General features: G+C 74.5%; 23 protein-coding genes. 13 read left to right on the top strand and 10 right to left on the bottom strand.

From position 1 onward, the window contains the following. Positions 1-29: 29 nt before the first annotated feature. Both rosag_RS10460 and rosag_RS10455 read right to left on the bottom strand, forming a co-directional pair. Positions 30-1,877: a TIGR03915 family putative DNA repair protein gene (locus rosag_RS10460; protein ID WP_284350060.1), complete on the bottom strand. Its 1,848-nt coding sequence runs from the start codon at positions 1,875-1,877 to the stop codon at positions 30-32. Positions 1,878-1,880: 3 nt separating this feature from the next. Beyond that, complete coding sequence (locus rosag_RS10455; protein ID WP_284350059.1) at positions 1,881-3,182, bottom strand: putative DNA modification/repair radical SAM protein; 1,302 nt, start codon at positions 3,180-3,182, stop codon at positions 1,881-1,883. A 285-nt stretch (positions 3,183-3,467) separates the two neighbouring features. On the opposite strand from rosag_RS10455, the gene rosag_RS10450 reads away from it, so the two are divergent. Further along, entirely contained in the window at positions 3,468-3,878 is a 411-nt protein-coding gene (locus rosag_RS10450) for a DUF6941 family protein (protein WP_284350058.1), read from the top strand. Positions 3,879-4,108: 230 nt separating this feature from the next. On the opposite strand, the gene rosag_RS10445 is transcribed toward rosag_RS10450, so the two are convergent. Beyond that, entirely contained in the window at positions 4,109-4,855 is a 747-nt protein-coding gene (locus rosag_RS10445; protein ID WP_284350057.1) for a hypothetical protein, read from the bottom strand. A 154-nt stretch (positions 4,856-5,009) separates the two neighbouring features. Between rosag_RS10445 and rosag_RS10440 the strand changes: the two genes are divergently transcribed. After that, positions 5,010-8,888: an outer membrane beta-barrel protein gene (locus tag rosag_RS10440; protein WP_284350056.1), complete on the top strand. Its 3,879-nt coding sequence runs from the start codon at positions 5,010-5,012 to the stop codon at positions 8,886-8,888. Positions 8,889-9,001: 113 nt separating this feature from the next. On the opposite strand, the gene rosag_RS10435 is transcribed toward rosag_RS10440, so the two are convergent. The 3 genes from rosag_RS10435 to rosag_RS10425 form a co-directional block, all read right to left on the bottom strand. Then, positions 9,002-9,547 carry a hypothetical protein gene (locus rosag_RS10435; RefSeq protein ID WP_284350055.1) on the bottom strand — a complete coding sequence of 182 codons (546 nt, stop codon included), beginning with the start codon at positions 9,545-9,547 and terminating at the stop codon, positions 9,002-9,004. Between the two features lie 66 nt (positions 9,548-9,613). Further along, the gene (locus rosag_RS10430) at positions 9,614-12,172 is read right to left on the bottom strand and encodes a serine/threonine-protein kinase (RefSeq protein WP_284350054.1); all 2,559 of its coding nucleotides are present in this window, start codon (positions 12,170-12,172) and stop codon (positions 9,614-9,616) included. Positions 12,173-12,228: 56 nt separating this feature from the next. Then, the gene (locus rosag_RS10425; RefSeq protein WP_284350053.1) at positions 12,229-12,810 is read right to left on the bottom strand and encodes a hypothetical protein; all 582 of its coding nucleotides are present in this window, start codon (positions 12,808-12,810) and stop codon (positions 12,229-12,231) included. A gap of 129 nt (positions 12,811-12,939) precedes the next feature. Here rosag_RS10425 and rosag_RS10420 point away from each other — a divergent pair, with 129 nt between their 5' ends. Both rosag_RS10420 and rosag_RS10415 read left to right on the top strand, forming a co-directional pair. After that, complete coding sequence (locus tag rosag_RS10420) at positions 12,940-13,293, top strand: hypothetical protein (RefSeq protein ID WP_284350052.1); 354 nt, start codon at positions 12,940-12,942, stop codon at positions 13,291-13,293. Positions 13,294-13,421: 128 nt separating this feature from the next. Next, the gene (locus rosag_RS10415; protein ID WP_284350051.1) at positions 13,422-13,871 is read left to right on the top strand and encodes a nuclear transport factor 2 family protein; all 450 of its coding nucleotides are present in this window, start codon (positions 13,422-13,424) and stop codon (positions 13,869-13,871) included. A 248-nt stretch (positions 13,872-14,119) separates the two neighbouring features. On the opposite strand, the gene rosag_RS10410 is transcribed toward rosag_RS10415, so the two are convergent. Together rosag_RS10410 and rosag_RS10405 are read right to left on the bottom strand one after the other, a co-directional pair. Then, on the bottom strand, positions 14,120-16,795 hold the full coding sequence (locus rosag_RS10410; RefSeq protein ID WP_284350050.1) for an ABC transporter permease: 2,676 nt from the start codon (positions 16,793-16,795) through the stop codon (positions 14,120-14,122). Beyond that, entirely contained in the window at positions 16,792-17,115 is a 324-nt protein-coding gene (locus rosag_RS10405; RefSeq protein WP_284350049.1) for a PadR family transcriptional regulator, read from the bottom strand. The genes rosag_RS10410 and rosag_RS10405 overlap by 4 nt, the downstream gene beginning before the upstream one ends. A 187-nt stretch (positions 17,116-17,302) precedes the next feature. Here rosag_RS10405 and rosag_RS10400 point away from each other — a divergent pair, with 187 nt between their 5' ends. Continuing rightward, on the top strand, positions 17,303-17,845 hold the full coding sequence (locus tag rosag_RS10400) for a YybH family protein (protein ID WP_284350048.1): 543 nt from the start codon (positions 17,303-17,305) through the stop codon (positions 17,843-17,845). A 360-nt stretch (positions 17,846-18,205) separates the two neighbouring features. Continuing rightward, complete coding sequence (locus tag rosag_RS10395; protein ID WP_284350047.1) at positions 18,206-18,994, top strand: CsgG/HfaB family protein; 789 nt, start codon at positions 18,206-18,208, stop codon at positions 18,992-18,994. 92 nt (positions 18,995-19,086) lie between these two features. Here the strand turns inward: rosag_RS10395 and rosag_RS10390 are convergent, their stop codons facing one another. Further along, positions 19,087-19,290 carry a hypothetical protein gene (locus rosag_RS10390; RefSeq protein WP_284350046.1) on the bottom strand — a complete coding sequence of 68 codons (204 nt, stop codon included), beginning with the start codon at positions 19,288-19,290 and terminating at the stop codon, positions 19,087-19,089. A 211-nt stretch (positions 19,291-19,501) separates the two neighbouring features. On the opposite strand from rosag_RS10390, the gene rosag_RS10385 reads away from it, so the two are divergent. The 3 genes from rosag_RS10385 (at position 19,502) to rosag_RS10375 (ending at position 22,062) form a co-directional block, all read left to right on the top strand. Next, on the top strand, positions 19,502-21,070 hold the full coding sequence (locus rosag_RS10385) for an FAD-dependent oxidoreductase (protein WP_284350045.1): 1,569 nt from the start codon (positions 19,502-19,504) through the stop codon (positions 21,068-21,070). Positions 21,071-21,348: 278 nt separating this feature from the next. After that, a complete protein-coding gene (locus rosag_RS10380) occupies positions 21,349-21,597 on the top strand; it encodes a hypothetical protein (protein ID WP_284350044.1) in 249 nt (82 codons plus the stop codon). A gap of 48 nt (positions 21,598-21,645) precedes the next feature. Next, on the top strand, positions 21,646-22,062 hold the full coding sequence (locus tag rosag_RS10375; RefSeq protein WP_284350043.1) for a DUF6188 family protein: 417 nt from the start codon (positions 21,646-21,648) through the stop codon (positions 22,060-22,062). Between the two features lie 262 nt (positions 22,063-22,324). Here the strand turns inward: rosag_RS10375 and rosag_RS10370 are convergent, their stop codons facing one another. Next, positions 22,325-22,648 carry a hypothetical protein gene (locus tag rosag_RS10370; protein WP_284350041.1) on the bottom strand — a complete coding sequence of 108 codons (324 nt, stop codon included), beginning with the start codon at positions 22,646-22,648 and terminating at the stop codon, positions 22,325-22,327. A 108-nt stretch (positions 22,649-22,756) separates the two neighbouring features. On the opposite strand from rosag_RS10370, the gene rosag_RS10365 reads away from it, so the two are divergent. The 4 genes from rosag_RS10365 (at position 22,757) to rosag_RS10350 (ending at position 26,397) form a co-directional block, all read left to right on the top strand. Further along, complete coding sequence (locus rosag_RS10365; RefSeq protein ID WP_284350040.1) at positions 22,757-23,365, top strand: GNAT family N-acetyltransferase; 609 nt, start codon at positions 22,757-22,759, stop codon at positions 23,363-23,365. A 119-nt stretch (positions 23,366-23,484) separates the two neighbouring features. Then, positions 23,485-24,036, top strand: a complete 552-nt coding sequence (locus rosag_RS10360; RefSeq protein ID WP_284350039.1) for a hypothetical protein — start codon at positions 23,485-23,487, stop codon at positions 24,034-24,036. A 26-nt stretch (positions 24,037-24,062) separates the two neighbouring features. Beyond that, complete coding sequence (locus rosag_RS10355; RefSeq protein WP_284350038.1) at positions 24,063-25,709, top strand: amidase; 1,647 nt, start codon at positions 24,063-24,065, stop codon at positions 25,707-25,709. Positions 25,710-26,076: 367 nt separating this feature from the next. Next, entirely contained in the window at positions 26,077-26,397 is a 321-nt protein-coding gene (locus tag rosag_RS10350) for a hypothetical protein (RefSeq protein ID WP_284350036.1), read from the top strand. The last annotated feature ends 137 nt before the right edge of the window (positions 26,398-26,534 follow it).

The raw sequence follows: 26,534 nt of genomic DNA, 5'->3' as shown, positions 1-26,534 counted from the left end.
GTCCGTTTCACGCCGTTCCGTCCTCCGCTTCATCGTCCTCCGCCGTTCCGTCCTCCGCTTTTCCGAAGTTCGTCTCTCCTCCGGATGATCGCCGCGATCTCGTCCGCGTTGCTGGTCCCATAGTCCGCGTGGCAGTTGTTGAACACCACGTGCACGCCCTGCACCCGCCGCGCGACGTCGACGATGGGCGGCACGAGGTCGGTCAGCTCCTGCAGCGAGTAGCGGTAGCGATAGCGCTCGCTCACCACGGACACCGGCGTCTCCCACGTCTCCGTGCGGCGGCCGTGCAGGCGCACGATCGCCAGGCGGGGATGCGTGGCGACGGGCGTGAACGGCACCGTGCTCGCGTGCCCCGGCGGGGCGTCCACGATCACGTGCACGAAGTCCAGCCGCTCCAGCAGCGCCAGCGTGCGCGCGCGCAGCCGCGGCGCGTACCAGTCGCGGTGTCGCAGCTCCACCGCCGCGAGGTGGCCCGCGGCGTACCAGTCGTGCAGCCGCTCGCGCGCCGCGCGCAGCCGGTCCGCCGACGCGGCGCTGGGGGTGAACCAGCGCGGGAACTGCAGCAGCAGCGTGCCGAGCTTCCCCGATTGCGACAGCGGCGCGAGCGCGTCCAGGAAGGTGCGCCACGCCGCGTCCTGCACGTGCGAGGGCAGCTCGTCGGCGCGCACGCGCGTCGCGCCCGCGACCGACGGCGGCAGCAGGTCGCGCAGCGCGCGCGGAAGCTTCGCCGTCTCGACAGGATGGCCGGTCATCGTCGCGTGCGCCTTCACGTCGAAGACGAAGCCCTCGGGCGCGCGCTCGGCCCACAGCGCGGCGACCTTCGCCGTCGGCAGCGCGTAGTAGGTGCCGTCGATCTCCACCAGCGGGAAGCGGCTCGCGTAGTAGCGCAGTCGCGCCTCGGGCGTGCTCACGCCCGCGGGATAGAAGAGCCCCGGCACCAGCAACGTCGGATCGGTCCAGCTGGCCGTCCCGACTCTGACCTCGCAGCCGTCGACGTCGAGGGGCGCCGGTGCGCGCGCCGCATTGCGTTCCACCGGGCGCTGCGGACTGCGGGCTGCGGATCCGCTGTCCGCAGTCCGCCGCTCCGCGGGCATCGCCACGCGAGCCTTCTCGATCATCTCTCGCACCCGCGAAGGCGCCTCGCGCAGCAGCGTCGGGATCAGTGGCGCTTCGGGGAGGTTCTTCCAGTAGCGCAGCGGCATCTCGGCGCGCATCGCGGCGACCTTCACGCGCGCCGGGTTGAAGACGTGCGCGTAGTACGTGCGCCAGAGCGCCTCCGCGTCGTCGCCGTCGGTCGCCGGACGCGCCACGCCGGGGCCGAGCGTGAGCTGCGCGCCGTCCCAGTGCGCGCTCGCGAATGGCGTCAGGATCGCCCAGCGCATCGACGCGAAGCGGCGCACGAAGAGCGGCGCCGCGAGCGCGAGCACGTCGTGCGCGGGCTCGAACCACGCGACGTACGCCGGGCCGTCGTCGCCCGCGACCTCACGGAAGCGCACGAACGCGTGCAGCTTGTGCACCTCGCGGTCGATCGCCTTCGCCATCTCGGCCAACGGGCGCACGTCGGGATCCGTGCGCACCTGCAGCAGGTGCGGCTCGCCGTGCGTGAGCCGCCAGAGCGCGCGGTACAGCCGGTGCCAGCGCGCGTCGTCGCGGTGGCACGCGACGCGGTCGGTGAGCGCGAGGAAGCGGCGCGGCACGCGCGCCGTGGGTACGTCGACCGAGCGCGACGCGACGGGCGCCTCCGCCAGCGCGAGCGCGCCCTGCGCGTCGCCGGCCACGCGCCACGCCACGCGCTCGGGCGGCACGTCGTCGGCCAGCAGCGCGCGCGCGGCCGCGCGCCAGCCCGCGGCGCTGCCGTCGATCACCGCCTCGCGCACGCGCTACAGCTCCCCGCCGATCACCGACCGCGCGGACGCCAGCGGCGGCGCGAACAGGTCCAGCTGCGTGCGCCGGCCGAGCAGGCGGGCGCGCAGGTCGCTCGCGTCGAGCACGCGCGAGGCGCCCGGCCCGTCCGCCGTCACCAGGAACGGGAGCGCGCGCCGCAGCGCCACGCGCAGCGCCGCGAGGTCGGCCACGCGCACGCGCCGCCAGCGCCGCACCTGCAGCAGCCGCTCGACGCTGCGCGCGCCCACGCCCGGCACGCGCAGCAGCAGCTCGCGCGGCGCGCTGTTGACGTCCACGGGAAACAGCTCGCGGTGGCGCAGCGCCCACGCCGTCTTGGGATCGAGCTCGAGGTCGAGGTTCGGCGCCTGCGCCGTCGTCAGCTCCTTCGCGTCGAAGCCGTAGAAGCGCACGAGCCAGTCGGCCTGATAGAGCCGGTGCTCGCGCACGAGCGGCGGCGCGACGGGCGGCAGCGCGCTCGACGCATCGGGGATCGGCGAGAAGGCCGAGTAGTAGACGCGCCGCAGGCGGTGCGCGGTGTACAGCGCGCTCGCGGTGCCGAGGATCGTCGCGTCGCTGGCGTCGGTCGCGCCGACGATGAGCTGCGTGCTCTGCCCGGCGGGGGCGAAGGGCGCGGGTCCATCGGCGCGCACATTCACGCGTGTCGGCGCACGCTTCAACGCGACCAGCTCCGCCCGGCTCTCGTCGATGCGCGTGCGGATGCCGTGCATCGCGCCGCGGATGACGCCGAGGTCCTTCTCCGGCGCGAGCCGCTGCAGCGCCTCGGCCGTCGGCAGCTCGACGTTGATGCTCAGGCGATCGGCCCAGCGCCCGGCCTCCGCGATCAGCGCGGGATCGGCGTGCGGGATCGTCTTGAGGTGGATGTAGCCCTGGAAGTCGTGCTCGGCGCGCAGCGTGCGCGCGACCAGGGCCAGCTGCTCCATCGTGTAGTCGGGCGACCGGATGATCCCCGACGACAGGAAGAGCCCCTCGATGTAGTTGCGCCGGTAGAAGTCGAGCGTGAGGCGCACGACTTCGGCGGCCGAGAAGCGCGCGCGCTCGACGTCGCTCGAGCGGCGGTTCACGCAGTACAGGCAGTCGTACAGGCAGTAGTTGGTGAGGAGGAGCTTGAGGAGCGACACGCACCGCCCGTCGGGCGTGTAGCTGTGGCAGATCCCCATCCCCTCCGTCGACCCGACCCCGCCGGCGGTCGCCCGCCGCCCCTTCGACCCGCTGCTGGCGCACGACGCGTCGTACTTCGCGGCGTCGGCTAACACCTGGAGCTTCCTCTGCAACTCCATCCTCCCCACCCCTCGTCCCGAAGACACACCGAATCTAACGGAACGGCGGAGGACGGAGGAGCGGAGGCCGGAACGGCGGAAAACGATACGGCGTGAAACGATGAGGCGGACCTTCAGCTTGACGCCTCAAGCCGGAAGGGTCCGCTTCATCGTTTCACGCCGTTCCGTCCTCCGCAGGTCCGTTCTCCGCCTTATCGTCTTCCGCCTCCCGGAGCCGTTAGATTGCCCGCCCGCGCGCCCCTGTCCGCGCGCGTCGCCCGACTCACGCTTCATCCGCCCCTCCCGATGCACGTCCAGTACGTCGCCGTGTGCGACCACGTCCTCGTCGGCGCCGACGGCAAGCCGTCGCTCATCGGCGTCTTCAGCGACATCCAGGCGATGCAGGTCCCGGTGACGCTGCCGCGCGTCGCCTTCGCCGCGCGCATCCTCCTCACGACCGAGGAGACCGGGAAGACCTACAAGGTCGACCTGGTGATCACCGACCCGAAGGGCAACGAGATCGCCCGCCCGTCCGGCGAGATCGGCGTCCCGCCCGCGCCCGCCGGCGTCGACTCGCTGGCCATCGACCTGCCGATGCTGCTCGACATGTTCGGCCTGCCGGAGTTCGGCCGGTACACGTTCATGCTCGAGATCGACGGCGAGCCCAAGGCCGGCGTCCAGATCGCCGTGCGCCAGGGGACGGGCCAGCTCGCCTGAGCGGTCCGACCCGCCCGTGGTCGACGGGTCCGGCGCGAGGACGTGATCCTCGCGCCGGACCCGGACGGCAACGGCAGCAAGGATGAAAGTCCGAGACGATCGGATGACGACGGATGGCTCCGCATCGCGGCGAGGAACGTCGCCAGACGCGGAGCCATCCGCCGTTATCAGATCTTGTCCGCTCTTATCCTTGCAATGCCGTTCGGGTCCGGCGCGCGAGCGCCGAGCGCTCACCGCTCCAGCAACCGCCCCGCCTCCTCCCGCAGCCGCTCCAGCTCGCGCTCCACCGCCGCGGCCACACGCGCCGCCGCCGCGGGGCCCGTCAGCCCCACCATCACCCGCGGGTGCAGCGCGTCGCGCTCCGCCTTCGGCACCAGGCGCTCCACGCGCCCCCAGTCGCGCGCCTGCACCACGTCCACCGTCGCCAGCGCCTCGCCCCGCTCGGCCAGCCGGCGGACCGCCCGGATCGCCGGGCCCACCCGCGTCGGCCAGCTCGCGTCGGCCACGCGCCGCGGCCGCTCCTCGCGCGCGGCGTCGCCCACCAGCAGCGCCCCCGTGGGGCGCACCGCGAAGCGCAGCGACCCGTCCACCGGCGCCTCCAGCGCGTAGCGCGTCCCCGCCGCCGGATCGGCCGGATCGGGCGCCGCCACGAACACCGTCGCCCCGACCGCCAGCGCCAGGTCGCGCGCCGCGGCCAGCTCCACCGCGGGGATGGTCGCTGGATCGCGCACCAGCGACACGCCCGCGGGCGGCGCCGGCGGACGGCCCGCGCGCCCGAAGCGCACCCGCCCGCGGTGGTCCACCGCGTACGCCACCTCGTCCAGGTCCTCGGGCGGCTCGTGCGCCAGCCGGCGGCCCCCCGTCTCGGTGACCACCGCGAACACCGGGCGCCCCAGCCGCTGCGCGATCGCGCGCGCCACCGCCAGCTCGGCCTCGGGAACGGTCGGATCGGCGGTCGGAGAGTGATCGGACGACATCGGCACCACAAGAGAACGTCGTTAACGGCTCGCCGGTTCGCGCGTCCACCCGCCAGCGATGCCCACCATCGGTGCGTACGTGAGGCAGCGCGCCCACGCCCCGCAGCACGGCGGCGGGCGCGCTTTCCTGTCGACGCTTCCGTCCTCGCTGAATATGCCACCCGCTCCACGCCGCGTCGCGGCGGCCCTGCTCCCCGTCGCCCTCGGCGGCGCGCTCGGCGCCGGCGCCGTCGTCGCCCTCGCCGCGCTCCCCGCCGTCGCCGCCGCCCAGGTGGGCAGCACGACCGACATCATCACCGGCAGGGTCGTCGGCACCAACGGCCAGCCCATCGAGGGCGCGCAGGTCACCGTCACGTCCGTCGAGACGGGCGTCAACCGCACGCGCGCCACCAACGCCAAGGGTCAGTACACGGTGCTCTTCCCCGACGGCGGGGGACGCTACCGCATCACGGTGCGCGCCATCGGCCAGCTGCCGCAGACGGTGAACGTGCAGCGCGAGTCCGACGAGGACCGCCTGGTCGCCAACATCGCGCTCGGCACCGCGCCGACGCAGCTCAGCGCCGTGCGCGTGCAGGCCAACCGCGCGCCCGCCGGCCCGCCGAACGGCCAGCGCCCCGAGCCGGGCAACACGGAGCGCAACGTCACCACCGAGCAGGCGCTGCGCCTTCCGGTCGACGCCAGCGATCCGAACGCGATCGCCGCGCTCACCGCGGGCGTCGTCTCGACGCCGGGCAGCGACTCCACGCAGGCGGGCTTCAACGTCGCCGGCCAGAGCGCCGCGCAGAACAACGTCACGCTCGACGGCGTGTCGTTCGGCGGCGGCAGCTTCCCGCAGGAGGCCGTGCGCGCCACGCGCGTCATCACCAACACCTTCGACGTCGCGCGCGGGCAGTTCAGCGGCGGCCAGGTGGCCAGCACGACGCGCAGCGGCACCAACAACCTGTACGTCGGCAGCACGTACAACCTGCGCGATCCCAACCTGCAGTGGCGCCCCGAGTTCGAGGGCGCGTTCGGCCAGGGCTACACGCAGAACTCACTGTCGCTCGGCGTCGGCGGGCCGTTCGTGAAGGACAGGGCCTTCTACTTCGTGTCCGGCTCCGTGCAGCGCCGCAGCAACCCGCTGCAGAGCCTCGTCGGCGCCGACCCGACCGCGCTGCGCCTCGTGGGCGCGAGCCCCGACTCCGTGAGCCGCTTCCTCGCGGAGCTGCAGGCGCTCGGCGTCGGCGCGACGCGCAGCGGCATCCCGGGGAGCCAGCTGAACGACAACCTCTCGGGCATCGCGCGCCTCGACCTCAATCTCAACGAGCAGCACACGCTGTCGCTGCGCGGCGACTACCGCATCAGCGAGCAGGACGCGACGCGCATCGGCGCGCTCTCGGTGCCGACGTTCGGCGGCGACTCGCGCACGAAGGCGGGCGGCCTGATGCTCACGCTCTCGTCGCGCCTCGACCGCGAGATCCTCGGCGGCACCGTCATCAACGAGGCGAAGGTCTACGCGACGGCCGAGCAGCGGACCGCGGCGCCGTACGTCGCGCTGCCGGCGAGCCGCGTGCGCGTGACGAGCGACCTCGGTGACGGCACGACGGGCCTCTCGACGCTCTCGTTCGGCGGCAACCCGGGCCTCAACAACGACGACCAGACCGACTACGTCGAGGGCACCAACGAGCTGTCGTGGGCCTCGATGGGCGGCGCGCACCGCGTGAAGCTCGGCGGGCTGGTGAACGCGAGCCGCTACGACCAGCGCACCGCGTTCAACCCGTACGGCACGTACACGTTCAACTCGCTGCAGGACTTCCTCGAGGATCGTCCGGCGCTGTTCACGCGCTCGCTCGCGCCGCGCACGAACGCGGGCGGCGCGATCAACGCGGCCGGCTACCTCGGCGACACGTGGCGCCAGAGCCGCAGCTTCCAGCTCACGTACGGCGCGCGCATCGAGGGCTCGACGTACTCCGGCGCGCCCGCGCTCAACCCGGCGGTGCAGCAGCGCTTCGGTCTCCGCACCGACCGCTTCCCGGGCGAGCTCCGCATCAGCCCGCGCGTCGGCTTCAGCTACACCTTCTTCCCGGACACCGCGCGCGAGAACGGGCGTGAGAACGGGCGCCGCGCCGGGCGGCAGGAGCGCCAGGCGGGTCGCGCGCAGGGCCAGCCCGCGCCCTTCCTGCGCGGTGGGCCCACGCTGTTCGTGCGCGGCGGCATCGGCGAGTTCCGCGGCCGCGCGTCGTCGTCGCTCTTCTCGGCCGCGCAGCAGGGCTCCGGCCTCGCGGGCGCGGAGTCGCAGCTCGTGTGCGCGGGCGCCGCGGTGCCGCTGCCGAACTACGCGGCGTACGTGTCGCAGGGCATCGCCGCGATCCCGACCGAGTGCCTCGCGGTCGCCGGCATCCCGGGGACGCCGGCCGCGTCGCTGTCCGCGTCGCCCGCGGTGACCGCGATCGCCGACGACTTCCGCTCGCCGCGCACGTGGCGCGCGAGCCTCGGCGTCACGCGCCGCTTCTGGGAGCGCTTCACGGCGACGCTCGACGGCGCGTACACGCTGGGCTACGCGCAGTACGCGGTGCGCGACCTCAACCTCGACACCAGCGCGCCCGAGTTCACGCTCGGCACCGAAGGCAATCGTCCGGTGTGGGTGCCGGCGACGGCCATCGCGCCGACGACCGGCGCCAGCGCGATCTCCGCCAGCCGCGTCGACCCGCGCTTCGCGCAGGTGTTCGAGGTGGGCTCGGGCTTCCGCTCGCGCAACGTGCAGGCGACGGCGTCGCTCAACGGCTTCACGAGCAAGGGCGTGAACTTCAACCTGTCGTACACGCTGGCGCGCACGCGCGACCAGTCGTCGACGGGCTTCGGCAACCCGGCGGGCAGCTTCGGCCAGACGCCGACGTCGGGCGACCCGAACGAGCGCCTCTTCGCGTCGGCCGACCAGGACGTGCGCCACAACCTGATCGGCACGCTCACGTATCCGCTGCACCCGTCGCTCGAGATCACGGCGATCGGGCGCGCGACGTCGGGCCGTCCGTACACGCCCATCGTCTCGGGCGACGTCAACGGCGACGGCTCGCGCAACGACGCGGCGTTCGTGTTCGATCCCGCGCAGCTGGCGGGCGACCCGACGCTGCAGGCGGGGCTGCAGAAGGTGCTGGCGACGACGCCCGACGCGGCGCGCGAGTGCCTGGAGTCGCAGATGGGCCGCGTGGCCGCGCGCAACAGCTGCCGCGGGCCGTGGACGCCGTCGCTCGACCTGCAGCTGAACTACAAGCCGGACCACTTCGGCCTCAAGCGCCGCCTGACCATCAGCACGCTGTTCGTGAACTCGCTGGCGGGGCTCGACCAGCTGGTGCACGGCGCGGACGACCTGCGCGGCTGGGGCCAGCCCGCGCGCCCGGATCCGACGCTGCTCGCGGTGCGCGGCTTCGACGCGGCGAGCAAGCGCTACGTGTACGAGGTGAACGAGCGCTTCGGCAGCACGCGCCAGGCGGCGTCCGCGTTTCGGCAGACGTTCCAGATCGGCATCCAGGCGCGCTACGTCTACGGCCAGGGCGGCGGCTTCGGTGGCTTCGGCGGCGGGCAGGGCGGCCGCGGTGGCCCCGGCGGTGGTGCGCCCGGCGGTCCGCTCGCGGCGCTGCTGGGCCAGGGCGGGCAGGGGAACGAGGCGGCGGCCGCCGCGGCCGCGGCCAACCCGCTGGCGCAGATCATCGACCTGCGCGACTCGCTGCAGCTCGACACGGCGCAGGTGGCGCGGCTGGCGACGGCGCGCGACTCGGTGGCCGCGCGCAACACGCGCTGGGCGACGGAGGTGCGCGCGCTGGTCGCGAAGCAGGGCAACAACCCCGATCAGGCGACGCTCTTCGCCGCCGTGCGGCCGAAGCTCGCCGAGCGCGCGCAGATCTTCCAGGACGGGCTGAAGGAGGCGCAGGCGATCCTCACGCCCGAGCAGTGGGCGAAGGTGCCCGAGAACGTGAAGAACCCGCTGCGGCAGTTCTTCGGCGGGCAGGGCGGGCAGGGCCGCCGCGATGGCGGCGGGCAGCGGCCGCCGAACTGAGAGCGTCGAGCGTGTAGCGGCGAGCGTCGAGAGGGTCCGGCGGTGAGGAACGATTCCTCGCGCCGGACCCTCTCGCTGTTAGACGCTCGCCGCTCGACGCTACACGCTCGACGCTACACTGGCGGCGGCGCGCTCACGTCCGTGGCCGACGCCGTGCGCCCGAACGTCGGGCTGACCGCGGGCATGTCGTCCGGCAGCCGCACGGCCGGAAGCTCCGGCGACGACTCCGAGTGGTTCACGATCTCCGGGTCGTTCCAGTACACCGTGCCGTCGCCGTTCTTCGCGACGACGCCCACCGCGTAGTGGTAGTCGGTGCTGGAGGCATCGACGTTCGTGTCGGGCACCGTCAGCGACGTGGCGTTCGTCTGGCCCGGCGTCCAGACCAGCGGCTTGAACTCGGCCGGGTTGTTCTCCGGCGATCCCCGTGGCGGGAAGGTGCTGAACGGCGTCGCCTGGATCAGGAAGCTCGAGAAGTAGAGGTCCTGGCTGCCGTTCGCCTGGCTGAACGTGATCGTCGCCGTGGAGCCCGTCGGCACCTTCAGCTTGCCGATCGCGGCGTTGTTGCCGTCCAGGAGGGTGACCTGCTGCTTCGGCGCCGCGTTCGTGTTCAACTTCACGTAGACGTTGAAGTTGATGGGCGTGGGCGTGTCGTCAGGCATCGGGCGTGGCCTCGGGCGAGCGGTGGACGGCCCGCGCGGTGACCCGGCGTCGGGGCGCGCGGTGGATCACGGGCGGGTGGCTCCCGCCTCGGGAAACCCGTTGGCGAAGCTGCGGAACTCGTACGGCCGGTAGCCCGCGACGCGCAGGCGCTCGACGATGGGCACCGCCTCGGCGCGGCGTGCGAGCCCGGTCAGCGCACGCGCGCGCAGCTCGGCGGTGCGCAGCGGCTCCGTCGCACGCGCTGCGCCGAGCGCGCTCAGCGCCGCCTCACGGGCCGCGACGGCGTCGCCATGCGCGCCCGCGCCCTCGTGCAGCGCCGCCTCCAGCAGGTGCAGGCGCGCGAGGTCGGCGGCCATGCCCGGCGGTCTGGGCTGCCGCGCGCCGAGCGCCGCCAGCCGCGACGCCGCGGCGCGCACGTACGGCCCTGCCGCGGCGAGGTCGCGGCCGTCCGTGTGGAGCGTGGCGAGCGTCAGGTCGGCGCGCGCGACGTGCTGCTGCACCTCGACGTTGCTCGAGTCGAGCGCCGCCAGCTCGGCGTACGCGCGCCGCGCGTCGCGCAGGCGCACGACTCCCTGAGCGCGGCGGCCGAGCGCCGCGTCGAGCTGGCCGAGCCGCGCCTCGCTCGTCGTCAGCTCCTGGCGCCAGAGCCGGTTGCCCGGATCGCGCGCGGCCAGCGCGCCGAACACGCGGCGCGACGAGTCGTAGAGGGCGAGGGCGCCCGGCTCGTCGCCGCGCGACGCGGCGGCGGCGCCCGCGAAGTTGAGCGCCGTCGCCAGCGCCTGCTGCAGCGTGGCGTCGCTCGTGTCGCGCGCGGCGAGCGCGCGCTTGATCGCCACGTCCGCGCGGTAGTGCGCGAGCGCGCTGTCCAGCGGCCCGAGGCGCGCGAACACGACGCCGATCGTGTTGTGGCTGTTGCCGAGCGCGCGCTGCCACTCGACGTTCGACGCGTCGAGCGCGACCAGCCGCGTCTTCGCCGCGAGCGCGAAGCGGAACGCGGCCAGCGCGCCCGCGTAGTCCGCCTGCGCCTGCCGCACCGAGCCGATGTTGCCGTGCGCGTAGCTCAGCTCCAGCAGCCAGTCGGCGTTCGTCGGCTCGCGTCGCACCAGCCCCTCGGCGATCGCGCGATACGGCTCGAAGTGCCCCATCGCCGAGTCCAGCGCGCCCTGCAGGTAGTGGACGTAGCCGACCCAGTAGTGCCCCGCGCCGAGCTGCTTCTGCCAGTCGCCGTTCGTCGAGTCGCGCGCGGCCAGGTCGCGCGACTCGGCGAGCGACTCGCGGAACGCGGGCATCGCCGCCGGGAGCTGGCCCTGCGCGACGCGCACCTGCCCGATCTGCGACAGCGTCTGCGCGCGGCGGTACAGCTCCGCGTCGGTCAGCTCGGCGGTCGGCACGGCGGCGAAGTACGCCAGCGCGCGCTCGTTCACGTCGTCGAGGATCGCCAGGCGGCCGATCGGCTCCAGGCGCTCGCGCAGGTCGCCCACCATGAAGCCGATGAGCGCCTCGGCCTGCCCGCGCCGCTGCTCCGCGATCACGCGCGCGCGCTCCACGCGCCGCGCCTGCACCGTGGTGACGACGCTCAGCCCGATCAGGAAGACGATGGACGACACGCCCAGCGCCACCGCCGCGGGCCGGCGGCGCGCGAGCTTGCCGAAGCGGTACGCCAGCGACGGCGGGCGCGCCGCGACGGGCCGCCGGTCGAGGTGGCGCTCGAGGTCCAGCGCCAGCTCCTGCGCCGTCTGGTAGCGGCGCTCGCGCTCGGGCGCCATCGCCTTGAGGACGATCGCATCGAGGTCGCCGCGCAGCTCGCGCGCGAGGTCGGGCCGGTGCACCACGCGCGCGCTCGGCGGAGAGATGGCCGAGGTGCGCGCCATCAGCTGCGCGATGAACGGCAGCAGGCCCGTCTCCGACGGGTCCACCGGCAGCGCGCCCGTGAGCAGCTCGTACAGCATGACGCCGAGCGCGTACACGTCGGTGCGCGTGTCGACGTCGACGCCGCCGCCCTCGGCCTGCTCGGGGCTCATGTAGGCGGGCGTGCCGACGACGGTGCCGAACGCGGTGGTCAGCGTCTCGCCGGTGAGGTGGCGGTCCACCGCCTTCGCGATGCCGAAGTCGATCACCTTCGGCAGCGGCGCGCCGCCCTGCTCGCTCACCAGGACGTTCGACGGCTTCAGGTCGCGATGGATGACGCCCTTCTGGTGCGCGTGCTGCACCGCCTGGCAGACGACGACGAAGAGCTGCAGCCGCTCGCGCGTCGACAGCCCGCGCGCCGCGCAGAACTCGCCGATCGGCGTCCCCTCGACGTACTCCATGACGAAGTACGGGCGCCCGTCGGGCGTCGTGCCGGCGTCGTAGACGCGCGCGATGGCCGGATGCTCCATCAGCGCCAGCGCCTGGCGCTCGGCCGCGAAGCGCGCGAGGACGCCCGCCTCCATCCCGCTGCGGAGGACCTTCACGGCCACGCGGCGCTGGATCGGCGCCAGCTGCTCGGCCGCGTACACCACGCCCATCCCGCCCTCGCCCAGCGGGCCGGTCACGCGGTAGGGGCCGAACGACATGGGCTCCGTCGCGCCGGGCGCCGACGGAGGATCGAGGCGGTGCGGCTCGGTCGTGCGCGACGCGGACACGGGGGACCTCGCGGCTCGGGTCGACGGCGGACCGAATGTACGGCCCGCCGGTCGGCTCAGCCAGACGCGCGATCCACCGCGTCGATGCGCGAAGCCGCCACGTTCCAGTCGATCGCCGGCGCGACGTCCGCGTCCGCCATCTGCAGCGTCGCGAGCGCGCGCTCCACCACGGGCGCCCCCAGGGCGGGCGGCAGCGCCTGGCCGAACTCCAGCTCCACGCGGCGGCAGAGCCGCTCCTCGCGCGCGAGGCCGACGGCGTCGCGCCGCACGCCCATCGCGTGCACGCGCGCGTGCATCCCCTCGTGCAGGATGGACGAGGCGACCGGCGCGGCGGTGATGTCGCGCCGCGCGAGGAAGGTCAGCTCGGTGAGGCAGGTGCGGTCGTCGGCGAAGAACGCGCCGCGGCAGGCGAAGCGCGCGACGCGGATGCGCGCGAGGTCGCGGCGCAGGTGCGCGAGCCGCCACGGCTGGTACGTCTCGATCAGCGCCAGCGCCTCGTCCAGCCGTTCGAGCACGTCGACGGTCGCGATGTCGGGCCGCGTGTTCTCGACGTCGACCGCGATGCCGCGCACCTCGTAGCGCTCGGTCGCGGGCTCGGGCTGCACGCCGCCGAGCCAGTGCAGGAATCGGTCGAGCATGGGCGTGGGGGTGCGAGAGGGGGAGGGACCCGCGCTGCTACCCGCGAACGGCGCGAACGTGCGGCCGTCCGCGGCGGCGGTGGAACGCGGCCGGCATTGGCAGCCCGCTCCCCACTTCCAGGAGCAACGATGCAGCATCCGATCTCGCCCCGCCTGCACGGCGTCCTCGACTACACCACCTCGGCCGCCGTGGCCGCCGCGCCGCCGCTGTTCGACATGCCGCGGCCGGCGCGCCGGCTGTTCGAGTCGCTGGCGGCCGGGTACACCGGGCTGTCGTCGGTGACGGACTACCCGTTGAGCGTGCGGCGGATGGTGCCGTTCAAGGCACACGGCGCGGCCGAGCTGGCGATCGCCGCGGTGCTCCCGGCGATGCCGTGGGTGCTGGGCTTCTCGGAGCATCGCGCGGCGCGCAACCTGTGCTTCGGGCTCACCGCGCTCACGCTGGTGGTGGCGGCGCTCACCGACTGGTCGGCGGAGCGCTGACCGCGGGCGGCTCCGGCATCGCGGCCACGTGGTGAGGGCGTCAAGGATCGGTCAGCGACCGTCGCGCGCCGGCGCCGGCGGTGCGGGACGGTCGTACGATGGGGCATCCACTCCACCGGAGCTCCCCGATGATCCGTCGTCTCGCGCTCTCGCTCGCCGTCGTCGCGGCGGCCGCGCCGCTCGCCGCGCAGGCCCCGTCGTCCAGCAAGGATCCGGAGGACGCGGCGATCCGCGTCGCGCTGGAGCACTACCTGGCCGGCCACGCCACCGGCGACGGCGCGCACCACCGCGCGGCGTTCCACAAGGTCGCGAACCTGTACTTCGTGCGCGGCGACACGGTCGCGACGCGCACGGGTGCGGACTACATCGCCGGCGCGCCCGGCAAGCCCGCGCCCGACGAGGCGCAGCGCCGCCGCCGCATCCTCGCCATCGACCGCACGGGCGACGCGGCCGTCGCGAAGATCGAGCTCGATTACCCGGACGCGGTGCTGACGGACTACATGGCGCTGCTCAAGACGGGCGGCGAGTGGAAGATCGTCAACAAGATCTTCACGCGGGCGCCGAAGGCGAAGCCGTAGGCTGCTGCGTGCTGCGTGCACGGCCTCGGGATGCGTTGGCGCGCCGGACCCCTGGACTATTGGGGGATGCGGATGCTCCGGATGAGAGCGGATCCTTCGGATCGTCCCACGTGGCGGCGACGTCCCGTGCGCCGGGGCGGCGCGATCCGTTCGATCCGTTCCGATCCGGAGCATCCGCATCCCTCCAAGAGGCCAACAGGTTCGACGCGCCGAGGCATCACGAGTGGCCGTACACGCAGCACGCAGCGTCATTCCTGCCGCAACGCCACGCTCGGCGCGATCCGGCTCGCGCGTCGTGCGGGGAGCCACGCCGCGCCCGTCGCGACCAGCGTCAGCACCGCCACGACCGACACGAGCACGAGCGGATCGTGCCCGCTCACGCCCTGCAGCAGCGCGCCGAGCACGCGCCCCAGCGCGAGCGCGCCGAGCGTCCCGAGCACGACGCCCGCGGCGGCGACGCGCAGGCCCTGGCCCACCACCTGTCGCACCACGTGCGCGCGCGCCGCGCCGAGCGCCAGCCGCACGCCGATCTCGCGCGTGCGCTGCGCGACCGTGTACGCGAGCACGCCGTAGATCCCCACGGCCGCCAGCAGCAGCGCCGCGCCCGCGAACAGCGCCAGCAGCGACGCGTTGAAGCGCGGCTCGGCCAGCGTGCGCCCGAGGAGCGTCGGCAGCGCGGTGGCCTGCTCCACCGGGAGCGCGCCGTCCAGCCGCCAGATGCGCTCGCGCAGCAGCGGCGACAGCGCGGCCGCGTCGCGGTCGGCGCGCACCACCAGCCACATGTCGCCCATCGGGAACTGCGCGTGCGGGTAGTACGTGGCCGGATCGGCCGCCGTGCCCACGCCGAGGAACGGCTCGTCCGCGACGACGCCGACGATGCGGAACTGCGTCGGCTGGCCCGGCCACCACGGCGCCTGCCGGTCGATCACGCGGCCGATCGGATTGCCGCCCGCGAAGTGGCGCCGCACGAACGCCTCGTTCACCACCACCACGCCGGGCGTGTCCATGCGGTCGTCGGCGCTGATGTCGCGGCCCGCGCGCAGCGCGAGGCCCACCGTCTTGAAGTAGCCCGGCGTCACCGGCCGCACGCGCGCCTCCGGGCGATCGCCCTCCGATGGCGTCGGCTCGCCGACGATCGCGTAGCTCGACGTCCACCCCTCGCCCAGCGGATGCTCGTACGCGACCGCCGCGCCGCGCACGCCCGGCAGCGCGGCCACCTCGTCGCGCAAGCGCTCGTAGAAGCGCGTGACCTTCGCCGCCGAATCGTAGCGCGTGGCGGGCAGCTGCACCCGCGTCACCACTACCCCCTCGGGCCGCACCGTGAGCGCGGTCGAGTGCAGCTGCCAGAAGCTCTTGAGCAGCAGCGCCGCGCCCACCACCAGCACCGTCGCCAGCGTCATCTCGGCCACCACCAGCGACTGGCGCAGCCGCGCGCGCGAGCGGCCCGCCGTCGCCGTGCGCGACGTGCCGTGCAGCGCGCCCGATGTGCCGGTGCCAGGCCGCAGCTGCAACGCGGGCAGCGCGCCGAACACGAGGCCCGCGAGCACGCTCACCACCAGCAGGAACGCGAGCACCGGCAGGTCGAGCGCCACCTCCGCCGCGCGTGGGATGGAGCGCGGCACGAACGCCAGCAGCGCGCGCGTGCCGAGCCACGCCACCGCGAGGCCCGCGAGCCCGCCGGTGAGCGTCAGCAGCAGGCTCTCCGTCATCCACTGCCGCAGCAGCCGCCCGCGCGGCGCGCCGAGCGCGGTGCGCACGGCCATCTCGCGCTCGCGCGTCGCGCCGCGCGCGAGGAAGAGGCTCGCGAGGTTCGCGCAGCCCACCAGCAGCACCAGCGACACGGCGCCGAACAGCATCAGCAGCGCGGGGCGCGCGTCGCCGACCACGCTCTCGTGCAGCGGGCGCACGGTCGCGCTGCGCTTCGCGTTGTCGCGCGGATACGCGATCTCGAGCCGGCGCGCGATCGCGCGCAGCTCGGTCCGCGCCTGCGCGGGCGTCGCGTCGGGGCGCAGGCGGCCGATCACCGAGTAGCGGTGCGCGCCGCGCACGCGCTCCATGGGCCCGGGAACGATGGGCTGCCAGAGCTGCGCGTCGGCGCGGTCGAGGTTCGCGTCGGGCGGCAGCACGCCGACGATCGTCGTCGGCACGCCGTCGAGCGTCAGCGCGCGGCCGATCACGCCCGGGTCGCCCGCGAAGCGCTGCTGCCACAGCGCGTGGCCGAGCACCGTGACCGGCGCGGCGCCGGGCTGCTCGTCGGACGGGAGCAGCGCGCGTCCCAGCAGCGGCCGCACGCCCATCGTCGGGAAGAAGCTCGCGGTCGCGTACAGCACGTCCAGGCGCGCGGGCTCGCTGCCCGCGGCGGTGTGCGTCACCGTCCAGGTGCGGAACGCGGCGAGGTGCGCGAAGCGCGTCGCCTGCTCGCGCATGTCCACGAAGTCGGGGAACGACGCCTGCGGACCGACGCGCTCGACGTCACCGTCGGTGGGCTCGCCGCGCACCTCCACCAGCCGCTCGGCCTCGGGGAAGTGGAGGGGGCGCAGCAGCACGCCGTTGACGACCGAGAAGAGCGCCGTCGTGGCGCCGATGCCGAGGGCCAGCGTCAGCACGACGACGGCCACGAAGCCGGGGCGGCGCCGCAGCGCGCGCGCGGCGTACCGCACGTCCTGTCCGATCACGTCGTGTCCTCCATGGTGGCGACGCAGCCAGAGCGCGTCGGTGAGCGCGCCGAGCGCGCGCCAGACCAGCCGGACCGCGGTGGCGCCGGACGCGTCGCCGCGCCGCGCGGCCAGCTGCGCCGCCCACGCCAGCTCGCCGTGCCATTCGGCGATCCACTCGTCGCGGCGCGGCCGCGGGACGAGCGGGGCGAGGGCGCGCACGATCGAGAGACCGGGCGGCGCCGGCGGCGAGGATTCGGGGGCGCTCATGCGGGGTGCGGCGTGCCGCCGGGAGCGCCCTTCGGCGCGAACACTTCGACGGCGTCCGGATGGCGCCGCCGCGCCTCGCGCACCGCCTCGGCGCCGGCGCCGGTGAGCTCGTAGTAGCGGCGCGGCGGGCGGCCGGCGTCGCGGGACTCGGTCACCGGCTCCCAGTGCGAGCGCACGAGCCCCGCGTCCTCGAGCCGCCGCAGGATCGGGTAGACGGTGCCGCTCTCCAGCCCCGTCGCGTCGAGGACGTCGAAGCCGTGGCGGAGGCCGCGCGCGAGCGCGAGGAGGACGAGCGCGGTGGGTCGGGTGAGTCGGGGCATCGTTCTCTACCTATGTAGAGTTGCGCGCCCCGCGGCAAGCCGGCCGACTGGTCAACGAACGGTCAAACGGGGCGGCGGGCCGGCTCGGGACCCGCGCCCGCGAAACGCCGGCACGCGGCCGCCGTACGGCCCACGCGCGCGACGAAACGGATGTCGCCGCCCCACCCCTCCCGCCGCCTCCCGTCGCATGTCCTCCCGTCGCGCCCTCCTCGCCCTGGCGTCCGCCGTGGCGCTCGCCGCCTGCGCCGCCCGCGCACCCCGGGCCGCCGTCTCGGCCGCCCCCTCGCCCGCCGACTCGGCAAGCGCCCACCGCGCCGCCCTGGGCTTCGTCGCCGCCTTCGACTCGCTGCAGTGGGACCGCTTCCGCGGCTACTTCGCCGACGACGTCACGATGTTCTTCCCGTTCGCGCAGGTGCCCCGGCGCGCCGACGGCCGCGCGGCGGTGGAGGCGGTGTTCCAGCAGTTCTTCGAGGGCCAGCGCGCGGCCCGCACCCGCGCCGGCCGCCCGATGGTCCAGGGGCTCGTGCCCCGCGACGTCGCCGTGCAGATGCTCGGACGCGACGCGGCCGTCCTCACCTTCCACCTCGGCGAGCAGTCGCCGGCGCGGCGCTCGGTCGTCTTCCGCCGCGCGGGGGGCGACACGTGGCGGGTCGCCCACTGGCACGCCTCGCCCACGCCGGCGGCCCCGCAGCAGCCGTCGCAGCCGCAGCCCGCGCCAGCGCCACGGTAGTGACCCTGTGGCCTGTGGAGAGGATGCGGATGCTCCGGATCCGAACGGATCACTCGGATCGCTCCGCTGCGGCGCGGGGAGCGTCGCGCTACCCGGAGCGATCCGTCCGATCCGCTACGATCCGGGGCATCCGCATCCCTCCAATGGGTAGACGGGTCCGGCGCGAGGATGCCGAGACGGGATCGCCAGCCCGCAGCCGCAGCCCGCTCGACGGAACCGTCCCCGGGCAGGCGCCGTACGGGTCATTCGCAGCATTGCGGCGGTTCCGGTGTACCTGCACGTTGCAGGATGCCCCGGCGCCCGTCGCCCGGGCAGAGTCGCCGTTTCCGTATCCGTCGTCCGTTCGCTGGAGTCGTCCCGATGCGTCCCCCGTCGTTCGTCCGCCGCCTCGCCGCGGCCGCGTCCCTCCTGCTGACCCTGCCCGTCGCGGGCGGTGCGCAGGGCGCCGGCCGCACGCCGCGCGAGGCTCCCAAGACGGTCGCCGTCCTCTACTTCGACAACAACACCGGCAGCGCCGACTACGACGCGATGGGCCGCGGCGTCGCCGCGATGCTCATCACCGACCTGTCCGGCGTCCCCGAGATCAAGCTCGTCGAGCGCGACAAGCTCCAGGCCGTGCTGACCGAGCAGAAGATGCAGCAGTCCGGCTTCTTCGATCCCGCCACCGCCGTGAAGGCCGGCAAGCTGCTCGGCGCCGAGTACCTGCTGACCGGTGCGTTCACGGCGCGGGATCCCGAGATCCGCATCGACACCCGCGTCGTGCGCGTCGAGACCGGCGAGATCGTGCGCACCGCCAAGGTGCAGGGGAAGGAGGACAAGTTCTTCGACCTGCAGCAGAAGCTCGCGAAGGAGCTCGTGAAGGGGCTGCCCATCGCCGTGTCGCCCGAGGCGATGGCGGAGATGGAGGCGAAGCAGCAGAAGAACCGCATCGACGACGCGGGCACCATGGTCGCCTTCTCGCAGGGGCTGCAGCGCCTCGACTACGGCGACCACGTGGGCGCGATCGAGAAGCTGGGGCCCGTGATGCTCAAGGCGCCGGAGTCGGCGATCGTCGCGGCCGCGTACGCCGAGGCGAAGCGGCGCTCGGGCAACGCGGCCAAGCAGCAGGTGCGCAACAAGGCGAAGGACCTGCTGCGGCGCTGGCCCTGAGCGATCGGGGGATGCACGTCGACCGCACGCGAAACGGGGGGCGCCGATGACTCGGCGCCCCCCGTTCCACATCTCGCGACTCGGCGTGCGCTTCAGCGCGCGGGCTCGAAGCCGTCGCAGCCGCTGAGCGGCGTGACCTTCAGGTGCAGCGGCGCATGGCGCGGGTGGCCGCAGTCGTCGAGCATCGTCTCCGGGGCCTCGTGGCTGCGGCGGATCTGCACCTGCTGCTGCGTGGTCGGATGGTGCTCGCCGAAATGGGCGCACAGGCCGCACTGCCCGTCCTGGACTGTCTGCATGCGCTCCTCCTGATGGCTCGGGTCGGTGGTCGCGGTGGTGGTCGCGGTGGTCGTCGTCGTGGCCCGCCCCACGGTGCAACATCCGCGCGCGTTGCGCGAGTGGTGCGCGAGCTCGAGCGCAGGAACCGGGGCACGCCGCCTGCCCGTGGAGCACGCGCGCGTGGTTGCCCGTGATGGGCAGCGTCCGCGCACGACCTCGACCGTCCGCACCATGCACAGCGAAGAAGGCGCCCGTCCATCCGTGTGGGACGCGACCGCGGAGCTGCCCGCGTTCCCGCCGCTCGCCGAGGACCTCGACACCGACGTGTGCGTCGTCGGTGCCGGCATCGCGGGGCTCACCACCGCCTACCACCTGGCGCGCGCGGGGCGCGCGGTCGTCGTGCTCGACGACGGCCCGGTGGGCGGCGGTGAGACGGGGCGCACGACCGCGCACCTCGCGACGGCGTTCGACGACTACTACAGCGAGGTGGAGCGCCTGCACGGCGCGCGCGCGTCGCAGCTGCTCGCGGAGAGCTTCGTCGCCGGCGTCGACGCGATCGAGCGCATCGTGCGCGAGGAGGACATCGCGTGCGACTTCGTGCGGCTCGACGGCTGGTGGTTCCCCGCGGTGCGCAACGGCGGCGAGGAGCGCGACACGCTGGTGGAGGAGCGCGATGCGGCGCACCGCGCGGGCCTCACCGACGTCACGCTCGAGGAGCAGTGGCCGCTCGCGGAGCCGCTCGGCGGACCGGCGCTGCGGTTCCCGCGGCAGGCGCAGTTCCACATCCACAGGTACATCGCGGGGCTCGCGCGCGCGGTCGTGAAGCACGGCGGCCGGATCTTCATGGGCGCGCACGTGTCGGGCATCGAGGACGCGAGCGAGGACGGCGGCCGCTGCACCGTGACGACCGACGCGGGGCGCACCGTGCGCGCGGCCGACGTCGTGGTCGCGACCAACGTGCCGATCAACGACCGCGTCGCGATGCACACCAAGCAGGCGCCGTATCGCACGTACGTCATCGGCGCGCGCGTGCGGCGCGGTGCGGTCCCGCCGGGGCTCTACTGGGACACGGCCGAGCCGTACCACTACGTCCGCCTGCTCGATCCGCAGGGGAGCGGCGACACCGACGTCCTGATCGTGGGCGGCGAGGACCACAAGACGGGGCAGGGCGGCGACGACGAGCCCGCGCGCTTCGACGCGCTGGAGCGGTGGACGCGGCAGCGCTTCCCCATCGAGGCGGTCGAGCACCGGTGGAGCGGGCAGGTGATCGAGCCGGTGGACGCGATCGCGTTCATCGGCCGCAATCCCGGGAGCCGCCGCCTCTGGATCGCGACCGGCGACTCGGGGAACGGGATGACGCACGGCACGATCGCGGGGCTGCTGCTCCCCGCGCTGATCGCCGGCGAGGACCATCCGTGGGCGACGCTGTACGATCCGTCGCGCGTGACGCTGAAGGCGACCGGCGAGTGGCTGAAGGAGAACGTCAACGTCGCCGCGCAGTACCGCGAGCTGGCGACGCCGGGCGACGTGGACGACGTGGCGCAGGTCCCGGCGGGGGAGGGACGCGTGATCCGGCGCGGCGCGACCAAGCTCGCGGTCCACCGCGACCACGACGGCACGCTCACGGTCCGCTCCGCGATCTGCCCGCACCTCTGGTGCGTCGTCGACTGGAACTCGGCCGAGAAGACGTGGGACTGCCCGTGTCACGGATCGCGGTTCGCGCCGGACGGCTCGGTCATCAACGGGCCGTCGCGCGCGCCGCTGGCCGAGGCGTCGCTGGACGACGACGGCGCGAGCTGACCGTCGCCAGCGCCGCGCGGGCGTCGCGTCGCCGCCGCGTCCGCTGTGGCCGCGACGCGACGCTCCGCGCGGGCGTGGCGAGCGGCGCGGCGTCGCGCGGCGGCGGTCGCCGCGGGCGAAGCGCCGTCGCGACAACGTCTTGGGCGCGCGGTGACGGCGCCGTGCGCCGGGGCGCTGGCGCGCGGCGTGCGCGGCGTGCATCGTGCCGACCGCTGGCGTCGCATTCGCATTCGCAGACGCGCACGCGCGCGACCTCCCCGGCCTCATCCCCTCTCCGCATGTCGACCGCTCCCGATCCGCTGACGCCCGCCCAGGTGGACGCGCTGCTCCAGCCCGACCCGCGCACCGCGGCCGCGGACCTGCTGGTGCTGCGCGACTCGTTGCTGCGGCTCAGCGACGCGTGGACGCGCATCGCGGCGGCGGCGGGCGAGCTGTCGCGCGCGGCCGCCGCCCTCGACCGGCGTGAGGCGGCGGAGCGCGGCGGAGACGACGAGCGGCCGCGCGCGACGCCGCCGCGCGCCGACTGAGCCGTCGGACGTCGCTGATTCACGCCGTACCGCCGTACCCGCTGCTGCATGTCCGCCTCGCTCGACGAATCGCCCGACCGGCACGTGCTCACCCTGCTCGACCATCGCGTCACGCAGTTCGTCGTGGAGCTGGGCGCGGTGCGGCTGCTGACCTGGACGCTGCACGACGCGCTGGAGCTGCGCGTGGGCGTCGCCTTCCACCTGCGGCAGGCCGACGGGGTGTCGCGGCGGATCGACCCGCAGGAGCCCGAGCAGCTGGCGCCGCTGCTGACGCTCGTCGGCCGGCGGGCGGAGTCGCTGGAGGTCGAGCGCGAGGGCGCGCTGCTGGTGGCGTTCAGCGACGGGACGATGCTGAGCGTCGCGCCGCACGCGCGGCACGAGGCGTGGCGGCTGCAGGGCGCCGGCGGGCTGGAGGGGCTGGACTACCGCTGCGCGGCCGGCGGCGGTGCGCCGTGGACGGGCTGAGTCGAACGCGCCGGGCCCGAACGGCGAACGGCATGCAAGGATAAGATCGGACCAGATCTGAGAACGACGGATGGCTCCGCGTGGCGCGAGGGTCCTCGCACTCCACCGGAGCCATCCGTCGTTATCAGATCTTCTCAGACTTTCATCCTTGCCGCTCTTGTCGTTCGGGTCCGGCAGGCTCGCTGAACGGCGACGGGGGCGCGTCCACGTGGACGCGCCCCCGTCGCCGTTCAGCGAGCCTGCCGACGTCGCGTCGGGTCGATCAGGCGAGGCCCGTGACGTACGTGACCTGGCGCTCCGACGGCACCCAGCCCGGCGTCAGGACCGCGGTGTCGCGGCGCGCCTTGCGACTGTACACCTTCTTGATCGACTTCGCGGTGCGCTTCGCCTGCTTCTCGGTCTGCTTGCCCGCCTTGCGGACCGTCTTGCCCGTGCGGTTGGCGACGCGCTTCGACTCGGACTCGGTGTTCTTCGCCACCTGCTCCGGCGTCACCGGCTTGTCGGTCTTGGTCTGGGCGTGCGCGGCCACCGGCGCCGCGAGCGCGACCAGGGTGGCGAAGGTGGTGACGATGCGGCGAGTGATCATCCGATGCTCTCCTGCTAGGGTGAAGCGGGGTGGCGCCATGCCGAGGCCGTCGCCCGCCCCGCGGTCCCTCCCACAAGGGCAACACTCGGACCCGAGCCCCCGTTCGGCGTGAGCTCCATCACCCCCACCCCGCCCGCCGCCACGCTGCGCCGCGCGACCCCCGGCGACGCGGTCGCGCTGGCGGAGCTCGCCGCGCGGACCTTCCGCGAGACGTACGCGCCGCCGGCCGGGCCCTGCGATCCCGCCGACGTCGAGGCGTACGTCGCCGACCACTTCGGGCCGGCGCTGCAGGGGGCCGAGCTGGCCGACGCGCGCCTGCGGGTCGTGGTGGCCGAGTCGGGCGGGGCGCTGGCCGGGTACGCGGTGGTGCGCACGGCGTCGCGCCCGGGCGAGGCGGACAACTTCGCGCCAGCGTCGGAGCAGGAAGCGACAGCGCTCCTGGAAGTGGCGACCGCGGAGCTCGCCCGGCTCTACGTGGACCGTCCGTGGCACGGCAGCGGGGTGGCGGCGCGGCTGCTCGACGCGGCCCGAGCGGAGGCCGCAGCCGCCGGGGCGGGGGCGCTCTGGTTCTCGGTCTACCAGCGGAACCCGCGCGCGGTCGCGTTCTACCGGAAGCGGGGCGCACGGACCATCGCGACCGCGACGTTCACGATGGGGCGCGAGGTGCAGCACGACTGGCTGATGGCGGTGCCGACGACGTCGGGTGGCGCGACGTGAGGGAGCGGATCGGGGTCGCTGTCGCGGCACTGGCGCCTGTTCTGGTGGCGGGGTGCTTCCCGGCGGTGCTCCACGGCCCGCAGGTCGAGCCCGGGCTGCGTGGGTCGGCGGTGGCGTCCGTGGCCACCGGCCCCACCTACGTCGAGGGGGACGAGGGCGGCATCCGGCTCCGCAACGCGCCCATCGGGCTGGGCGTCGGCCACGGCTGGCGCGCCGCCTCGGACGCGCGGCCCTCGCTCTTCGTCGGGGCGTTCGTGCCCGTCTACTTCCCGGTGGCGCAGCTCGACGTCTACCTCCAGGCGCCGCGGGCGTGGACCGGCGGCGCGGCCGGCGGCGTCGGCCTGAACGTCGGCACCGAGCAGGCGACGCCCTACCTGCAGGTCGGCCGGGTGTCGGCGCGGGGCACCGGCTGGTCCACCGTCCAGGGGTGGAGCGTGCGACGCGGCAGCGAGTTCCGGTCGCGGTCGGTGGCCTGGGTGCCCGGGCTGGTGGGGCACGTCGGCGGGGCGCGGACCACGCTGCACGTGTTCGCGATGGGCGCCGTCGGCCGCGAGCCGGGCGACTGCCTGACGCTCCCCGGCAGTGGGCGGGAGTGCCGCCCGGGCCGGCGCAGCCGCACCTTGCTGGGCGGAGCGGCGCTGGAGGTGCACGGACGCCGCGACCCGGACTGACCCGATTCCACCTCGCATCGACCGTCATGGATCGTCGCCGCTTCCTCGGGACGGGCGCGCTGGGCGCCGCCGCACTGGGCGCCGCCGCGCTGGCTACCGGACGCCCGCTGGGCGCCGCCGCCCCGCTCCCGTCCTCCACCGCCGCCACGCCCGTCGGGCAGGACTTCGCGTTCGCGGAGGCGACCGTCGCCGACCTCCAGGCGCACATGGCCGCGGGCCGGCACACCGCGCGCGCGATCGCGGAGGCGCACCTGACGCGCATCGCGGCGCTGGACCACGCGGGGCCCGACGTGCGCAGCGTGATCGAGGTGAACCCCGAGGCGCTGGAGATCGCCGACCGGCTGGACGCGGAGCGGAAGGCGGGGCGGGTGCGCGGGCCGCTGCACGGGATCCCGGTGCTGCTGAAGGACAACATCGACACCGGCGACCGGATGCTGACGACCGCCGGCTCGCTGGCGCTGGCCGGCGCCCCCGCGCCGCGCGACGCCTTCCTCGCCACGCGGCTGCGCGAGGCCGGCGCGGTCCTCCTCGGCAAGACGAACCTCAGCGAGTGGGCCAACTTCCGCTCGACGCGCTCGACCAGCGGCTGGAGCGGCCGCGGAGGGCAGACGCGGAACCCGTACGCGCTCGATCGGACGCCGTGCGGCTCCAGCTCGGGGTCGGGGGCGGCGATCGCGGCCAGCTTCGCGACGCTGGCGGTGGGCACCGAGACGGACGGCTCGATCGTCTGCCCGTCGTCGTCCTGCGGGATCGTGGGGCTCAAGCCGACGCTCGGGCTGGTGAGCCGGAGCGGGATCGTCCCCATCGCGCACTCGCAGGACACCGCCGGCCCGATGACCCGCACGGTCCGCGACGCGGCGCTCCTGCTGGGTGTCCTCGCGTCCGGGGGCGCCGACCCGCGCGACGCGGCCACGGTCGCGGCGCAGCGGCACGTGCTCGCGGACTACGCGCAGGGGCTGGACGCCGGCGCGCTCAAGGGCGCGCGCGTGGGCGTGGCGCGCGAGTTCTTCGGCTTCCACCCGCAGGTGGACGAGGTGCTGGAGGAGGCGCTGCGGGCGATCCGCGCGGCCGGCGCGGTGCTGGTGGACGACGTGCGGCTGCCGACGCGCGGGAAGTTCGACGCGGGCGAGTTCGAGGTGCTGCTGTGGGAGTTCAAGGCGGACCTGAACGCCTACCTGGCCGCGCGCGGCCCGACCGCGGGCGTGCGCACGCTGGCCGACGTCATCGCCTTCAATGAGAGGGAGCGCGCGCGCGAGATGCCCTGGTTCGGGCAGGAGCTGATGGTGCGCGCGCAGGCCAAGACGCCGCTCACCGACCCGAAGTACCGCACGACGCTGGCGCGCATCCGCCGTCAGGCGGGGGTCCAGGGGATCGACGCGATGCTCGCGGCGCACCGGCTGGACGTCGTCGTCGCGCCGACGGGCGGGCCGGCCTGGGTGATCGACCTGCTGAACGGCGACCACTTCGGCGGCGGGTTCTCGTCCGCGTCGGCGGTGGCGGGCTACCCCCACGTGACGGTGCCGGCGGGGTTCGTGGCGGGGCTGCCGGTGGGGCTGTCGTTCTTCGCGGGGGCGTGGTCGGACGCGCGGCTGCTGCGCTACGCGTACGCGTTCGAGCAGGCGACCCGGCTGCGGCGCCCGCCGACCTTCCAGGCCGGGGCGAGCGCGCACTAGCACCGCGCGCGGGCGCGTCCACCAGGATCGTCACGCTCGACCCATGGCGCGCGCGCGTGCGGGCGTGTAGCGTATCGGCCGCTCCAGCATCCCACCTCGCGTCCCGGCCGCGCTCACCGCTGCCCGTCCTGCGGCTCCCTCCCCCCAAGCCGGCCGGGACCCGTCCCTCCCATCCTGCACGCCGGTGTGCGCCCTGTCACGGCAGCATCACCGGCGGGCCAGGGTTGTGCCACACCGCGTCCGGTAGTAGCAATTCTGCGGAGTCCCGCAACGCGCGGGACTCTGGGCGCGGGGGTCTGCCCCTGCCCACCACCAGGAGTGCACCATGATCGGCGACGTGACCTTGCGTGCGCCAGCCATCACCCCCATGCGCGCGGCCCGAACCATCGCGCCGGCGAACTGGAAGCGCCGCACCATCGAGGTGCTGGTGTCGCTCCTGGCGTTCGCCGTGTGGGGGATCCTCGCATACAAGGGCTTCTTCCGGCTGCTCGCCCGGGTCGAAGGCATGCCGATCGGCGGCAGCTGGATCCTCGACGCGCTGAGCCTCCTGGTGGGCGTCTCGGGGAGCATCGCGGGCGTGAGCGCGCTGTGGGCGCTGGCGATGCGCGCGCTGGGCCGCACGCCGAAGTCGCTGGTGGGGGCGCCGGACGACGGACCCGAGGACCTGCCCCCTGCACTTCGCCGATAGAGCGGAGGACGGCACGGCGGAGGACGGAAGGGCGGAAGACGATACGGCGTGAAACGGAAGGGCGGACGCTCCGAGCTTCGAGCCGGCGGCGTCCGCCCTTTGCGTTGCACGCCCCATCGTCCTCCGCTTCATCGTTC

Source organism: Roseisolibacter agri (assembly GCF_030159095.1).
Lineage (GTDB): Bacteria > Gemmatimonadota > Gemmatimonadetes > Gemmatimonadales > Gemmatimonadaceae > Roseisolibacter > Roseisolibacter agri.
The sequence above is the reverse complement of the archived record's forward strand: the minus strand, read 5'-3'. Positions and strand labels throughout refer to the sequence as shown.